Origin of the sequence: Halalkalicoccus jeotgali B3 (genome assembly GCF_000196895.1) — an archaeon.
GTDB lineage: Archaea > Halobacteriota > Halobacteria > Halobacteriales > Halalkalicoccaceae > Halalkalicoccus > Halalkalicoccus jeotgali.
In genome coordinates this window covers 2327891-2342458 of the sequence record NC_014297.1, presented here as the reverse complement: position 1 = coordinate 2342458, position 14568 = coordinate 2327891, and the positions used below count along the sequence as shown (strand labels likewise).

The window sequence follows — 14568 nt, the reverse complement described above, 5'->3', positions numbered from 1 at the left end:
CTACCTGTCGCTCAGGCGCCCATCAATAGATAGAAAACCCCTGCTGTCCTATCGTCGGCCAGTATGAACGTCCCGACCGATCTCAACTCCTACGTCCGCGTCCTGAAGTTCGCCACGACCCCGGCGTGGGAGGAGTTCTCCCGCGTGGCGCTGATCGCCGCCGTCGGTATCGTCCTCGTCGGCCTCATCGGCTTTTTCATGTTCGTCGTCATGAGCTTCCTCCCCGGAGGGCTCTGAAATGCCGATCTACGCCGTCAAAACCACGGCGAGCCAGGAGCGCACCGTCGCGGACATGATCATGAACCGTGAGGAGCCCGCGATCCACGCGGCGCTGGCGCCCGACTCGCTGACGAGCTACGTGATGGTCGAATCCGACGACCACGCGATCATCGAGCGCGTCCTCGACGAGATCCCCCACGCGCGCTCGATCGTCCCCGGACAGAGTTCGATCACCGAGGTCGAACACTTCCTCAGTCCGAAACCGGACGTCGAGGGGATTGCCGAGGGCGACATCGTCGAACTCATCGCCGGCCCGTTCAAGGGCGAGAAGGCCCAAGTCCAGCGCATCGACGAGGGTAAAGACCAGGTCACGGTCGAACTCTACGAGGCGACCGTTCCGATCCCCGTGACGGTGCGCGGCGATCAGATCCGCGTGCTCGACTCCGAAGAACGCTAGAGTCGGCGTCGCGACGAAAGCGCCCGCTCTCTCGCGTTCTTCACTCGGAATTGACGGCCGAAATCGACCCGTCGAGCGCCGACTGGACCCGTCGGAGCACCGCCTCACGGACGCGGATCGCCTCCGCGTCGGCGTCGTAGACCCGGACGTACTGCGCGCGGGTGTGTTCCCCGAAGGCGTGTCTGATCGCCGGATAGCCGTCGGGAACCTCGACCCCGCAGACCCGACACTCGTGGCCCGCGTGTTCGCCCTTCTGGTGGGCGATCAGCTCCTCGGCGGACTCGAAGGTCACGCCACAGCCGTCGATCGCACACTCCCAGCCGGTCATCGACGTTCGACAGGGCCTACTGATATAAAATACTTTATTTTATACCATGTATTTTAGGGTACTGGAACCGTAAGTCGCAAACCGGCGACCGGAGTACCCAGTCGGTATGCCGACTCGTGTCGACCCGCATGTGAAGATCCTCGACGAAGGAGTCGCCCGCCGGGCGAAAGACCGTGGAATCGACGTCCTCGTCTACGCGCCCCATTTCACCCGCCTGCCGGAGATCCGCGAGCGCGCGGCGCGCTTCAGCGACGACGACCTGCTGGTCGTTCCGGCCCGTGAGGTCTTCACGGGGAGTTTCCGCGACCGAAAACACGTCCTCGCGCTCGATCTCGAGGAGCCGATTCCGGACTTCCTCACGCTCGAGGGCACGCTCGAAGAACTCGACCGCCGGGACGCCCTCGCGCTCGTCCCGCACCCGGAGTTCGCGACGGTCAGTTTGGACGTCGTCGACCTGAATCGCCACCCCGACTGTTTCTGTGGCGTCGAGATCTACAACCCGAAACACCTCCCGCATCACAACCGCCGCGCACGCGAGATCGCCCGTGAAACCAGTCTCCCGGCCTTCGGCTCGTCGTACGCTCACCTCCCTCGAACCGTCGGCGAGGTCTGGACCGAGTTCGGGATCGACATCGACTCGGCGGCGGACCTGTATACCGCGCTTCGCTCGGGTGTGGCCCGCCGGGTGTTCCACCGGTCGGGACGGCGCCACGGCCGCCGGTGTCGGATCGAGTTCGCTCACCTCGCATGGGAGAACTCCTGGAAGAAGGTCGATCGCCTCGCGCTCTCGGGGATGGAACCGACCCATCCGCGCCACCCCGCGTACGAAGGCCGGTTCGACGACGTGGCAGTGTACTGATCGGATCAGCGCAGCGGCCGGTCGCGCTGTAACCAGACGTGATAGCCCGCAAGCCCCATCATGACGACGAACATGATCAGCGCCCCCACGAGTGCCGCGCGCGTCAGTGGTTCGATCGCGAGCAGCGCAACGACCGTCTTGACCAGTCCGAGGACGCTCAGGGCCAGATAGATCCGCGCCCAGTGGACGGTCGATCCCGGCGCACCACCCATGTACGCCGCGACCTCGCTCGCCTCCTCGCGCAGCGACACCGTGTTGGTGTCGGTGTCGTACTCGACGACGCCAAGCGAGTCGAGTTTCGGGAGATGGGTCTGGTGCAACGAGACGTAGACGCTCTGTCTGGCGTTCTGTGGCGGGGGCGTGGTGCCGGTTTCGGTGCTCGCGATCCGATCGGCGAGGTCCCGGATCTGTGCCACCCCGTCGGCGTCGCCGAGCGTCGAGATCACCGCCCGCCGACGGTCGTTACGCAGCACGTCGTGGATCTGGGCTTCCGTCAAGTGCTGGTTTGAACCTGTGACCATCCTTCCATCACCGTCATGTCGCCCGTCCTCGCGCCGATTGTCGAGACGCTTCTCACTACGATCAACCGTGTTATATCAACACCGATCCCTCCTCGACGCACGCCGGTGTCGGACGCTATCGGACGCCCAAGAGGGTCAGGGCGCCCTCGGCCATCGGGGCGGGGAGCCAGTGGATCACGGCCGCCCCGAACGCGAGTTCGAGACCCGTCACGACGAGGGTCACGACGGGCGACCACCGGCTCCTGACGGGCACCCCGAAGGGAAAGCCGAACTCGCGGCGCCAGAGGGGATAGAAGAGCGCGATCCCGCGCTTGCTTCCCAGCACGTCCAGCAGGTAGTGACTGAGCACGCCGACCCAGACCCACTGGAGGTTCCCGAAGTAGATCGGGTAGGCCAGAAAGATCGCAAGCACGGGCAGGTTGTGCAGCGTCTTGCGGTGCGTTCCGAACGCGGTGTCGACGTCCGGAAAGAGCGCGCCAAGCACGATGGGGACGAACAGCTCGGCGACCACGGCGAGCGTCTCGACCTCCGGAACGGGCCGGACCATCACCCCCAACCCGACCGCAAGCAACGCCGCGTTCAGCACGTGCCCACGTTTGTTCATCTATCTGATATAAACGCGGCACGCAAATAACGGTTGCGTCAGACGACCGCCTCGTACAGTTCGGTGAGGGCTTGGCGAGCGATCTCGCCCTTGATCTCGGTCCGCGAGCCGTCGAACTCGTATCGGGAGACGCTTGCATACGAGTCGCCAGAGCCCCACGGGGCGGCGTGGGCGACGCCGATGTAGACCGTCCCTACCGGATTCTCCTCGCTTCCCCCCGTGGGCCCGGCGACCCCGGTCGTCGCGAGTCCCCACGTGACGTCGGCCACGTCGCGCGCCCCGCGGGCCATCTCGCGGGCGACGGGGTCGCTCACCGCGCCGTGATCGTCCAGTGCCTCCCGCGAGACGCCCAGCATCTCGCGTTTGGCGTCGTAGGCGTAGGTGACGAACCCCCGGTCGAGGTAGTCGCTCGATCCGGGGACGTCGGTCAAAAGTGAGCAGATCAGCCCGCCGGTACAGGACTCGGCGGTCGCCACCGTCGCCTCGCGCTCGCGAAGCGCCTCGCCGACCCGCGTTTCGATGGGGTCGCTCACACCCGCCCCGTGTCCGTGTAGGTCCAGCGCTCGGTGATGAGCCCCTCGTCGTCGAACCGGTGGACGTCGGCGAAGCCGAACTCGACCTGCCCGCCCTCCAGCACGCCCGCAAAGCGCCCCTGCACTGCGATCGTGTCGTCCTCGGCGGTGAGGTCGATCACGGTGTGGGTCCCCCGATCGATCGCGCGGATCTCCTGGTAGAACTCCTCGAAGTCGGCCATCCCCTCAATGGGCTCCTGGCCGGGGCGGTGGTAGACGACGTCCTCGGCGAACAGCGAGAACAGCTCCTCGTAGGCCTCCCGATCCACGCACTCGTAGTACTCCCGGATCGCCTCCTCGCTCGCGCTCATGGGCCCGCTACGGGGACCCGCGCCAATAGGCTGTCGGCACCTCGGAAGGGATTTATCAGCACGAACCCGCTAGGGCGGGCATGGTGTCCCCGTACGAGGTGCTGTCGGTCGATCCGGACGCGGACGACGAGGAGGTGGCCCGTGCCTACAGGCGGCGCGTGATCGAGGCCCACCCGGATCAGGGGGGATCCGCCCGCGAGTTCCAGTTGGTCAGGGAGGCCTACGAGGAACTCACCGTCGGCTCGCGACCCGAGGCCCCCTCGCTCGATACCGGCATCGAGGAGGAGGGATCTGACCCCGGAGACGAGGAAGACGAGGAGCTCTCGCGGGTCGAGTACCTCAACTACGAGGTGCTCGACGACCACGGGTGGACTCTCGACGAGGCGGACCTGTTCGAGAAGGCCGCCGACGCGGGCCTCGACGGGGCCGATTACGGCCGGTTTCTCGTCCAGCCAAACGAGTCGCTGCTGGAGGCCGCCGAGAACCGCGGGTTCGCGTGGCCGTACGCCTGTCGGGGCGGGGCATGTGCGAACTGTGCGGTCGCGGTCCTCGACGGCGAGCTCTCGATGCCGGTCAATCACGTCCTCCCGGCGGAGATGCTCGATCGGGGCATCCGGCTGTCCTGTAACGGCACGCCGAGCACCGACGAGTTGCGGATCGTCTACAACATCAAACACCTGCCGTATCTCGACAAGCTACGACTGCCCCCACGACCGTTCGAACAGGCCCACGTCAACGACTGATCGTCCGAACCCGAAAGAGGCAGGTCGACCGGGTCGACAGGGCACGTATGGACTACGAGAAACCGCTGTTCTTCCGGGTGATGCAGTACGCCGAGCGCGCGGATCGGGACGTCATCGACATGGTCAGTGGCAACCCCGACTGGGAACCTCCCGAGGCGCTCCGGGAGGGCCTGCGCGAGTACGCCGACCGTCCCGTCGACGAGTTCCAGTACCCGCCTAGCGACGGCCTGCGCGAGCTACGCGAGGAGATCGCTGATCGGCGAAACGTCCCTCTCGAGTCGGTGATCGTCACCAACGGCGGCGGCGAGGCGAACTACCTCGCGATGGCCGAAGCCCTCGACAGGGACGCGGGCAAGGAGGTGTTGCTCACCGACCCCGTCTACCCGTACTACCCCGGCAAGACGCAGATGCTTGGCGGCGAGGCGACCTACGTCCCCGTCGACGGGGACGGCCGGCTCGATCCCGAGGCCGTCCGCGACCGGGCGAGCGCCGAGACGGCCGCGATCGTCGTCAACTCGCCGAACAACCCGACGGGGGCGGTCTACGGCGAGGAAACGACACGAGAACTCGTCGCGATCGCAGAGGAGTCGGATGCGATCCTCATAAGCGACGAGGTCTACGATCACTTCGACCAGTCGGGACGCTTTACGAGCGCGCTATCGATCGACTCGGCACACCGCGTGGTCACGGCCAGCTTCTCGAAGTCGATGGCGATCACGGGCTTTCGGGTGGGCTATACCGTGTTGCCGCCCGCGCTGGCCGAACCCGCCCGGACCCGCCACATGCTCGTCAACGTCACCGGCTCACGGCCCGCCCAGTATGCCGTCTTGCAGGCGCTCCGCGAGACGGATCCCGATTACTACGCGGGAACGCGCGAGATGCTCGCGGAACGCATTGACGCCTTCACCGACGCGCTCGACGCCGCGGGAGCCGAGTACACCCGCCCGGACGGCGCCTTTTACGTCCTGGCGCGCTTCGAGGGGTTCCCGGGGACCATGAACAACGTCGAGCGCCTGATCGACGAGGCCGGCGTCGCGGGGATGCCCGGCGAGGCCTTCGGCGACTCCCGGGCGGAGTGGCTGCGCTTCGCGCTGGTGACGCCGCGAGCGCAGGAGGCCGCCGACAGGCTGGCGGAGTTTTTCGCCTGAAGACCGACGGGTACACGGCGATCGCCCCGAAACGGATGGTATGGCCGAACTGGACGTCGAGCCCGTCGAGGAGATCGAAGACGTGGAGGTGTCCGTTCCGAGCGGTGTCGACGCTCCGGAGTACGTACTATACGGGGGGAAAGGCGGCGTCGGCAAAACGACGATGGCCGCCGCGACCGCGCTCGCGAGCGCCCGGGACGGCACTCGAACGCTGGTGGTTTCGACGGACCCCGCCCACTCGCTTTCGGACACGCTCGAAACGGAGATTCCGAGCGAGGCGACGCAGATTCGAGACGACATCCCGCTCTTTGCCGCCGAGATCGACCCCGACGACGCGATGGATGAAGGGATGCTCGGCGGCGAGAACCCGCTCGGCGGGTTCGAAGGGATGTTCGGCGGTGCCGATGGGGTCGGTTACGAGGGGCCCGCCGACGAGGAGAGCGGGCTGGGCGACCTGCTGTCGGGCGGGTCGATGCCCGGAGCGGACGAGGCGGCGGCGATGCGCCAACTGCTTCAGTACCTCGACGACGACCGCTTCGACCGGGTCGTGATCGACACCGCGCCGACGGGCCACACCCTCCGATTGCTCGAACTCCCCGAACTGATGGACTCGATGGTCGGGCGGCTGATGCAGTTCCGCCAGCGGATGCAGGGGATGGTCGAGGGAATGAAGGGGATGTTCGGCGACGACCCCTCTGAAGGGGGGATGGGGGATCTCGACGAACTCCGCGAGCGAATCGAGCACCTACGCGCGACGCTGCGAGACCCCACGAAAACGGACTTCCGGATCGTAATGGTGCCCGAGGAGATGAGCGTCGTCGAGTCCAAACGCCTGCTCAGTAGGTTAGCGGAGTTCGAGATCCCCGTTTCCACGGTGGTCGTCAACCGCGTGATGGAGGACTTCGCGAACGTCGCCGGCGGCGACCCCGACGATTTCGTCTCGCCGGATATCGAGAACTGCGAGTTCTGTAATCGGCGCTGGAAGGTCCAACAGGGCGCGTTGACCCGCTCTCAGGAGCTGTTTCGCGGCCACGACGTCAAACGGGTACCGCTGTTTGCTGACGAGGTCCGGGGCGAACGGATGCTCGAACTCGTCGCGGCCTGCCTCGACTGACTTTATCACGCAGTCGGCCGACTCCTCGACCATGGACGCCGACTACGAGGGCCGGACCCGCGCCTGCCAACAGGCGCTTTCTCCCGAGGAGTGTCTCGTGCTCTTTCCGGGACCGAACCTCCAATATTTGACCGGATTTCGCGACGAGCCGATGGAACGTCACTTCCTCCTGTTCGTTCCCCGTGAGGGCGAGCCCGTCTTCCTCGCGCCGACGATGTACGACGACCAGCTTGCCGACACCTGGGTCTCTGATACTCGACTCTGGGACGACGGCGAGGACCCTCGCGAGTACATCGAGGAGATCCTCTCGCACCTCGACCCGGAGTGCTTGCTCGTCGACGACCGGCTGTGGGCGCGCTTCACCCAGGACCTTCAGGCTGTGACGGACGCCGAGTTCGGGCTGGCAAGCGAGGTGCTTGCGGACCTCCGCCTGAAGAAGGACGAGGCCGAAATAGACGCGATTCGACGGGCCAGCGCGTTGACGGACCGGGTGAGCGAGGAGATCAGGACGCTGGACGCGATCGGGATGACCGAACGCGACCTCGCCCGCGAGATCGAGTCACAATTAGCCGATGCGGGCGGCGAGGGTCCCTCCTTCGAGACGATCGTCGCCGCCGGACCGAACGGCGCGCGCCCGCACCACCGCCATGGCGACCGAGAGATCGAAGCTGGCGATCCCGTCGTCCTCGATTTCGGGACCCGACTCGATGGCTATCCGAGCGACCAGACCCGGACGGTCGTCTTCGGGGGCGACCCACCGACGGGGTTCGAGGCGGTTCACGACGTCGTCCGTGAGGCTCAGGGGGCGGCCGTCGAGGCGATCGCACCCGGCGTCCCCGCGGAAGCGGTCGACCGCGCTGCGAGGGAGGTCATCGAAGACGCGGGCTACGGCGAGCAGTTCACGCATAGAACGGGCCACGGGGTCGGCATCGAGGTCCACGAACCGCCATACATCGTCGACGGGAACTCGAGGGCGCTCGAAGCGGGCATGGTCTTCAGCGTCGAGCCGGGCGTCTATCTCGACGGCGAGTTCGGCGTCCGGATCGAGGACCTGGTGGTCGTCACTGCCGAGGGCTGTGAACGGCTCAACGACTCCCCTCGGGATTGGCGATGACGAGTACCCGCAGGTCGTTGACGTTCGTTCCTGTCGCCCCCGTCTCGATGAGCGAATCGCGTTCTTCGAGATACGGGTAGACGTCGTTCTCGGCGAGGGCAGCCCGCGCCGTTTCGGGGTCCGAGACGCTCTCGCCATCGACCACCGCGCCCGCCGCGTCGGTCGCGCCGTCGATCCCGTCGGTGTCGACCGCGGTCAGCGCGATTCCCTCTCTCCCCCGGAGTTCGATCGCCGCAGCAAGCGCGAACTCCTGGTTGGGCCCGCCGGTGCCATCGCCACGCAGCGTCACGGTCGTCTCGCCGCCCGAACAGACCACTGCGGGTGCGGCGAGCGGATTGCCCGTTCGTTGGACTTCCTCTGCGATCGCGACGTGGGTTTTTGCGGCCTCGCGGGCCTCGCCGCGCACACTGGAAGAGAGGATCAGCGGCTCGGAGCCCCGCTCGCTTGCGAGGTCGCGGACCGCTTCGAGGGCGCTGAAGCCGTCGGCGATCACGTGATTGTCGACCCGATCGAAGACGGGATCCTCGGCGTCTGGCGTCTCCGCTACCTCCCCCTCTGCCCCGCGTTCGAGGCGACTCGCGATCGCCTCGGGTGGGTCGATCCCGTATCGCGAGAGCACCTCTTTGGCCTCCTCGAAGGTCGTCGCGTCGGGGGCGGTCGGCCCGCTCGCGATCGTGCTCAGGTCGTTACCGATGACGTCGCTGACGATCAGCGAGACCACGGTACCGGGAGCGGCCCGGCGTGCCAACCCGCCGCCTTTGAACGCCGAGCAGTGCTTGCGGACGGCGTTGATCTCGCCGATCTCCGCCCCGCTCGCGAGCAGCGCTTCGGTTACCTCTTGGAGTGCAGAAAGCGTGATCCCCTCGGCGGGCGCGGGCATGAGCGCGCTTCCCCCACCCGAGACCAGCACGAGCGCGAGCGTATCGTCCGCCGCGTCGTCCGCGAGTTCGAGCATCCGGCGGGTGGACTCGACCCCGCGCTCGGAGGGGACGGGGTGATCGCCCGGCAGCACCTCGATCCGGTCGGTCTCTTCAGGTGCGTCGGTGACGACGACCCCTCTCGAAATCCGCTTACCCAGTACGCCCTCGATCGCGCTCGCCATCCGGCCGCCGGCGTTACCCCCGCCGAAGACGACGACGTCGGCGTACGAAGCGAGGTCGTAGCTCGTTTCGCCGATGGTCAGTCGATCGCCGTCGAGCGAGACGCTCTCGGCGATCGCCCGCTCGGGGTCCCCGGCCTCGATTCCGGCCTCGATACAGTCGAGTGCGAGGTCGCGGGCGGCCGTCCCGCCAAGCGCCTCGCGATCCTGCATCATCCGGCGATCTTCAGGGCGAGTTTGAACGCCGTGTCGCGAAGCGAGTCGGGAACTAGGCGGGCGAGCGACCCGAGTTTGGCGGCCTTCCCGACGGGATACCGGGCGTTGGGGCGGGTCGCGCTCGCGGCGTGGACGATCCAGTCTGCGACCTCGCCGGGCTCGATTGCGCCCGGTCCGTCCCCGCCGATCGCGCTCGTGTCGTCGATCACGCTGTAGATGTCGCTGTAGGCCTCCGAGCGTGGGATGTCGTCCGCGGAGTCGGTCGCACGGTCCGAGAAGTTCGACGCCACCGGCCCGGGTTCGACCAACACGACGTCGACGCCGAAGCGGTCGGCCTCGACTCTGAGAGCGTCGGTCATCGATTCGAGGGCGGCTTTCGACCCGCAGTAGACGCCGCCGCCGGGAAAGGAGACGCGCCCGGCCAGACTGGAGACGTTGACGATCGTGCCGTCGCCGCGCTCGCGCATGTGCGGGAGGACCTCCCGGACGAGGCGATGCGGACCGTAGACGTTGGTGTCGAACTGCTTTTCGACGTCGCGCACCGGGATGTCCTCGACGGGACCCAGTTGGCCGTAGCCCGCGTTGTTGACCAGACAGTCGATCCGGCCGGTCTCCGCGAGGATATGCTCGACGACCGATTGTATCTGTACGTCGTTGGTCACGTCGAGTTCGGCCGTCTCACAGCCGAGCTCCGCGAGGTCCGCGATATCGCCCGTATCACGGGCGGTCGCGTACACCGTCCATTCCTCCTGCAGGAACTGCCGTGCCGTCTCGCGACCGATCCCCGACGAACAGCCCGTGATACAAACGGTCTTCTCCATGTCCCGACAGTCGACCGCAGGGGTGTTAATTGTTGTACTATGCTCGCCGCGCGGGGAACCCTTTTCATCCGCCTCGACCTACTCAGTCGTGAGCATGAGGATCGAGCGGTTTCAACGGCGACTCGACGAGGAGTACGCCGACGGATGGCGGGTCGCCCGCGAGGGCGAGACCCGCGTCGTACTGAAAAACCCCCAGTACGGTTCGGCGTGGATCCACGGACTGATCGCCCTTACCACCGTGTGGTTCACCTTCGGCCTCGGCAACCTCATGTACGCCGTCTACGCGTACCTCAACTCGCCGACGAAGCTCCTGACTGAAGACGACTGTTTCGCAGACCCCGATCTCGATACCGACGCGCTAACCCTGTTGCGCCAGCGCTACGCGCGCGGCGAGCTAAGCGATGAAGAGTTCGACCACCGGATCGAGCGCCTGCTAGGGAGCGACCCCGAGAGGAACCGCCGGTCCCGAGACCGAGCGACCGATCGCTACTGACGCGCTTCGCTCGCCAGTTCGCCCGCATAGGCGTCGGCCCGCCGGATCGGCTCGGGGAGTTTATAGCCCGCACAGTGTGCTTCCGCCAGCCCCGCTGCCGTCTCGGGGCCGACGCGGTGGCCCGGGCTCACGTAGAGGGGGTTGATGTAGCGCGACCCCCCGTCGTACTGGCGGGTCTGGACCGCGTAGCCCAGTACGTTGCCCTCTTCGACTTCGACCCGGCCGTTCGCCAGTATCGGCACTCGCGTGCCCTCCGCGAAGGGCTCCTCGGGCGGGTTGCTCAGTCGGCCACAGAGCAGGCTCTTTGCGACGCCGACGCTGGGGAGATCGAGCGCGACGCCCATGTGAGTCGCCAGTCCGGCCTCCCTGTAATGAATCCGGCCGCTGCCGTCGAACAGCGCCAGATCCGGCTCGCACTCCAAGGTCTCGAAGGCCGCAAGGATCGATTCGCCCTCCCGGAAGGAGAGCAGGCCGGGGATATACGGTATGGAAAGGTCGGTTACTGCGGAGGTGCGTTCGATCACCTCGCCGTCGCGCATGGCGACGATCGCGCTGACGGCCTGCTCGTCTGGGAAGGCCTGATCGACGCCGACGACCAGCGGCGAGTCGGGCAGGGGGGCCAGGTCGTCCTCGAAGACCGCCTCGTGGCCGATCTCGCGCTGGAGGGCCTCCATCTCCGCCCGCGAGAGTCCGGGATCAGGGCGAAATTTCGGATGGACGACCTCCATTCAGAACCGCCCTCGTCCGGGGCCGCCCGGACCGCCCGGGCCGCCGGGACCACCGGGACCGCCGCCAAAGCGGAGTTGGTCGGGCGCGCGCTCGCCTTCACGGCGGAGCTTCTCGCCGTAGGCCAGCCCGACGAACAGGCCCGCGAGGTGGGCCAGATGGGCGATCCCGCCGGCGCCGACGCCGCCGAACCCGACGACACCGATCGAGACGGCGGCGAAGCCCAGCGTCAGGAGCCACAGCGGCATCGGGATGAAGAAAAACAGCAGGACCCGAAGCTGGGGGTTCAGCACGGTGAGCACACCGAGGATGGCCATGATCGCACCGCTGGCCCCGACGACGGCGCTGAACGAGCCGAGCGCGAGCGCGGTTCCGACCTGTGCGAGGCCGGCGATCACGCCGCTTACGAGAAACAGCGCCGCGAAGTTTCGGCTGCCGACCTTCCGCTCGACGATCGGCCCGAAGAAATACAGGACGATGCTGTTCATCACGATGTGACCGACGCTACCGTGGGCGAAAATGGAGGTGACCCACGTCCAGACGTGAGTAATGTTGTTCGAATCGAGGACGAACAGATAGACCTGGAGGGCGCTGTTGGTTCCGAATCCGAACAGCGGGAGGAGGACGAACTGTAGTGAGAACGTCACCCACATCAGCAACAGGAAGACGTAGGTCATGTTGTTGCGGACGTATCCGAGGGGTCCGCCGGTGCCGGTGTTGAACGGCACCCGGTCGCGGACCGTCCTCTCCTGTCCCCCGGGGTTGTTCACGCCGTCGTCGAACCCGCTGTCGAAGACCCCGTCGGGGTCGCGCCACTCCTGGAGGCCGGGGCAGTCGTGGTTCTCCGGCAGCCGGTGGCTCGCACAGAAGACGCCGCCACAGCGCCCACACCGGTAGGGGAGGTTCTCGTGTGCGCCACACCGATCACACTGCGCCATTACCCGAGATTGGCGTGGGGGCGACAAAAGGGGTGGGGATCGGACGAGCGGGATTTTTGCTCCTCGATCACCGACACCGGGACGTGCAGGAGTATGAGCGAAAACAGCTGCTCGAACGGATCGGCAAGGAGGGCGCGACCATCGGCGCACGGATCCCAGAGGAGATCACCGTTCAGGGCGAACGCGTCGAACTCCGGGATTTCGTCTTCGAGATCAAGCGCCGCACGACGGTCCCCGAGGGCGAGAAAGAGCGCGTCGAGCAGGCAAAGCGTAACCTCCGCAAGGAGCGCATCGAGCGCCTCGATAGGATCGAGGCCGGCGAGATCAGCATGGCAGAGGGCGAACGCCTCGCCGAATCGATCATCGGGATCGACCGCGCGCTAGAGGGCCTCCAGCAACTGGGTCCCGCGAACCTCGAAGCCGAGGCGCGCGCACAGGAGGTCGCCGACAAGAAACGCTGGTCGCGCTTCATGCGCCAGGCGCTGGGGCTCGACGAGGACAGTACACCTAACAGGCGATAGATCCAAGACGGGCCATGAGCCGCAACGCCGAGATCGCCGCCCTCTTCGAGGAGTACGCCGACCTCCTCGAAGCCCAGGACGTCGAATACAAGCCCAACACGTATCGCCGGGCCGCAGAGAGCATCCGGGAGTACCCGACTGCAATCGAAGACCTGGCGAGCAAGGGCCAGGACGCGGTCGAGGAGATCGACGGGGTTGGCGACGCCATCTCCTCGAAGGTCATCGAGTACGTCGACACCGGCGCGATCGAGGAGCTAGAAGGAGAGCGCGCGAAGCTCCCGGTGGCGATGGACGAACTCACGAGCGTCGAGGGCGTCGGGCCGAAGACGGTCGGCACGCTCTACGAGGCACTCGGCGTCGAGAACCTCGCGGATCTCGAAACAGTCGCGAGCGCTGGCGAGATTCAGGAGATCAAGGGGTTCGGGCCGAAAACCGAACAGAACATCCTCAGCGGGTTGGAGTTCGCCCGAAAGGCAAGCGAGCGCGAGTTACTGGGCGATACCCGCCCGCTGGCCGACGACCTGCTCGACTACCTCCGCGGCCACGACGGGATCGAGCGTGCGGAGGTCGCCGGGTCGATCCGTCGGTGGCGAGAGACCAGCGGTGACGTCGACGTGCTCGCCGCGAGCGACGATCTGAACGGAGTCATCGTGGCGTTTACCGACTGGGGACGGGTCGAGCGAGTCATCGAATCCGGCGAGAACAAGGCGAGCGTCGTCGCAAACGGGATTCGCGTCGACCTCCGAGTCGTCGTCCCCGAGGAGTTCGGCAGCGCATTGCAGTACTTCACGGGCAGCAAGGCCCACAACATCCGGTTTCGAAACCGTGCGCTGGATCGCGACCTGAAAGTCAACGAGTACGGCGTGTTCGACGTGAGCGACACCAACGAGGAGGGCCAGCGTGCTGGCGAGCGGGTCGCCGGCAGGACCGAAGGGGAGATGTATGCGGCGTTGGATCTCGCGTGGATCCCCCCAGAGCTCCGCGAAGACACCGGCGAGATCGACGCCGCCGCCGCGGACGCCCTCCCCGACCTGATCGAGGAGGGCGACCTCCGCGGGGAGCTACACACGCATACCGACTGGTCGGACGGGACCGAGTCGATCGACGAGTGGATCGCTTCTGCCGAGACGTTCGGCCACGAGTACCTCTGCATCTCGGATCACGCGACCGGGCCCGGGATGGTCGGCGGGGTCGGCCTCTCGGACGAGGACCTCCGCGAGCAGGCCGCAACGATCCGCGAGGCGGCCGCAGACGCGGCGATCGAGGTGTTCGCGGGCGTCGAGGCGAACATCGACTCGGAGGGCGGTCTGAGCGTCGCCGAGGACGTCCTCGAAGAGCTCGATCTCGTGGTCGCCTCGCCACACAGCGGGCTCGACATGGACTCCGAAGCCGCGACCGACCGGCTCGTCGCGGCCATCGAGCACCCGCAGACCGATATCCTCGGCCATCCGACCGGGCGGCTGCTCACCCGCCGGCCGGGCCTCGATCCGGACCTCCAGCGGGTCGCCGAGGCCGCCGCCGACAACGGGGTGGCCCTCGAAATCAACGCGAACCCCGCCCGCCTCGACCTCTGGGGCCGGGCGGTGAAGGTCGCCGTCGAGGCGGGCGCGACCGTCGTGATCAACACCGACGCACACAGCCCCGCTGAGTTCGAGAACGACCGATACGGGATTCACACCGCCCGACGGGGTTGGGCCGGGCCCGCGGACGTCCTGAACGCGTGGACGGCAAGCGAGGTCCGGGCGTTCGTCGAGTGATCGCCGG

19 protein-coding genes are annotated in these 14568 nt (G+C 66.7%); 10 read left to right on the top strand and 9 right to left on the bottom strand.

Annotation, left to right across the window (positions count from 1 at the left end):
• The first annotated feature begins 63 nt into the window (after nt 1–63).
• Both HACJB3_RS12230 and HACJB3_RS12225 read left to right on the top strand, forming a co-directional pair.
• Nucleotides 64–237, top strand: a complete 174-nt coding sequence (locus HACJB3_RS12230; protein WP_008415795.1) for a protein translocase SEC61 complex subunit gamma — start codon at nt 64–66, stop codon at nt 235–237.
• Nucleotide 238: 1 nt separating this feature from the next.
• Complete coding sequence (locus tag HACJB3_RS12225; RefSeq protein ID WP_008415793.1) at nt 239–676, top strand: transcription elongation factor Spt5; 438 nt, start codon at nt 239–241, stop codon at nt 674–676.
• A gap of 40 nt (nt 677–716) precedes the next feature.
• Here HACJB3_RS12225 and HACJB3_RS12220 read toward each other — a convergent pair whose 3' ends face one another.
• Entirely contained in the window at nt 717–1004 is a 288-nt protein-coding gene (locus tag HACJB3_RS12220; RefSeq protein ID WP_008415792.1) for a DUF7565 family protein, read from the bottom strand.
• A gap of 106 nt (nt 1005–1110) precedes the next feature.
• On the opposite strand from HACJB3_RS12220, the gene HACJB3_RS12215 reads away from it, so the two are divergent.
• Nucleotides 1111–1863, top strand: coding sequence for a PHP-associated domain-containing protein (locus HACJB3_RS12215; protein WP_049934449.1), 753 nt, complete (start codon nt 1111–1113; stop codon nt 1861–1863).
• A gap of 5 nt (nt 1864–1868) precedes the next feature.
• Here the strand turns inward: HACJB3_RS12215 and HACJB3_RS12210 are convergent, their stop codons facing one another.
• The 4 genes from HACJB3_RS12210 to HACJB3_RS12195 form a co-directional block, all read right to left on the bottom strand.
• A complete protein-coding gene (locus HACJB3_RS12210; protein WP_008415788.1) occupies nt 1869–2384 on the bottom strand; it encodes a DUF7344 domain-containing protein in 516 nt (171 codons plus the stop codon).
• A 115-nt stretch (nt 2385–2499) separates the two neighbouring features.
• Nucleotides 2500–2988, bottom strand: a complete 489-nt coding sequence (locus tag HACJB3_RS12205; protein WP_008415786.1) for a metal-dependent hydrolase — start codon at nt 2986–2988, stop codon at nt 2500–2502.
• Between the two features lie 38 nt (nt 2989–3026).
• Complete coding sequence (locus HACJB3_RS12200) at nt 3027–3521, bottom strand: CinA family protein (RefSeq protein ID WP_008415785.1); 495 nt, start codon at nt 3519–3521, stop codon at nt 3027–3029.
• Nucleotides 3518–3871 (bottom strand): nuclear transport factor 2 family protein, encoded by a 354-nt coding sequence (locus HACJB3_RS12195; RefSeq protein WP_008415783.1) that lies wholly within the window; start codon nt 3869–3871, stop codon nt 3518–3520. Before HACJB3_RS12195 ends, HACJB3_RS12200 begins: the two co-directional genes overlap by 4 nt.
• 80 nt (nt 3872–3951) lie before the next feature.
• On the opposite strand from HACJB3_RS12195, the gene fer reads away from it, so the two are divergent.
• The 4 genes from fer to HACJB3_RS12175 are packed head-to-tail and all read left to right on the top strand — an operon-like array spanning nt 3952 to nt 7990.
• Nucleotides 3952–4614, top strand: a complete 663-nt coding sequence (gene fer, locus HACJB3_RS12190; protein ID WP_008415782.1) for a ferredoxin Fer — start codon at nt 3952–3954, stop codon at nt 4612–4614.
• 47 nt (nt 4615–4661) lie between these two features.
• Nucleotides 4662–5762 (top strand): pyridoxal phosphate-dependent aminotransferase, encoded by a 1101-nt coding sequence (locus HACJB3_RS12185; RefSeq protein WP_008415780.1) that lies wholly within the window; start codon nt 4662–4664, stop codon nt 5760–5762.
• Nucleotides 5763–5802: 40 nt separating this feature from the next.
• Nucleotides 5803–6876: an ArsA family ATPase gene (locus tag HACJB3_RS12180; protein ID WP_008415779.1), complete on the top strand. Its 1074-nt coding sequence runs from the start codon at nt 5803–5805 to the stop codon at nt 6874–6876.
• Nucleotides 6877–6907: 31 nt separating this feature from the next.
• Nucleotides 6908–7990: a M24 family metallopeptidase gene (locus HACJB3_RS12175; RefSeq protein WP_008415778.1), complete on the top strand. Its 1083-nt coding sequence runs from the start codon at nt 6908–6910 to the stop codon at nt 7988–7990.
• Here HACJB3_RS12175 and HACJB3_RS12170 read toward each other — a convergent pair.
• Nucleotides 7962–9305 carry a glycerate kinase type-2 family protein gene (locus tag HACJB3_RS12170; protein WP_049934446.1) on the bottom strand — a complete coding sequence of 448 codons (1344 nt, stop codon included), beginning with the start codon at nt 9303–9305 and terminating at the stop codon, nt 7962–7964. The genes HACJB3_RS12175 and HACJB3_RS12170 overlap by 29 nt on opposite strands.
• Entirely contained in the window at nt 9302–10126 is an 825-nt protein-coding gene (locus HACJB3_RS12165) for an SDR family oxidoreductase (RefSeq protein ID WP_008415775.1), read from the bottom strand. The genes HACJB3_RS12170 and HACJB3_RS12165 overlap by 4 nt, the downstream gene beginning before the upstream one ends.
• A 94-nt stretch (nt 10127–10220) precedes the next feature.
• Between HACJB3_RS12165 and HACJB3_RS12160 the strand changes: the two genes are divergently transcribed.
• The gene (locus tag HACJB3_RS12160) at nt 10221–10619 is read left to right on the top strand and encodes an SHOCT domain-containing protein (RefSeq protein WP_008415773.1); all 399 of its coding nucleotides are present in this window, start codon (nt 10221–10223) and stop codon (nt 10617–10619) included.
• On the opposite strand, the gene HACJB3_RS12155 is transcribed toward HACJB3_RS12160, so the two are convergent.
• Nucleotides 10613–11347, bottom strand: a complete 735-nt coding sequence (locus HACJB3_RS12155) for an endonuclease V (RefSeq protein ID WP_008415771.1) — start codon at nt 11345–11347, stop codon at nt 10613–10615. The two genes, HACJB3_RS12160 and HACJB3_RS12155, sit on opposite strands and share 7 nt — an antisense overlap.
• Nucleotides 11348–12283 (bottom strand): rhomboid family intramembrane serine protease, encoded by a 936-nt coding sequence (locus tag HACJB3_RS12150; protein WP_008415769.1) that lies wholly within the window; start codon nt 12281–12283, stop codon nt 11348–11350. It abuts the gene before it with no gap.
• Between the two features lie 83 nt (nt 12284–12366).
• On the opposite strand from HACJB3_RS12150, the gene HACJB3_RS12145 reads away from it, so the two are divergent.
• Together HACJB3_RS12145 and polX are read left to right on the top strand one after the other, a co-directional pair.
• On the top strand, nt 12367–12804 hold the full coding sequence (locus tag HACJB3_RS12145) for a DUF5788 family protein (protein WP_049934589.1): 438 nt from the start codon (nt 12367–12369) through the stop codon (nt 12802–12804).
• A gap of 14 nt (nt 12805–12818) precedes the next feature.
• A complete protein-coding gene (polX, locus tag HACJB3_RS12140) occupies nt 12819–14561 on the top strand; it encodes a DNA polymerase/3'-5' exonuclease PolX (RefSeq protein WP_013199520.1) in 1743 nt (580 codons plus the stop codon).
• Nucleotides 14562–14568: the final 7 nt, after the last annotated feature.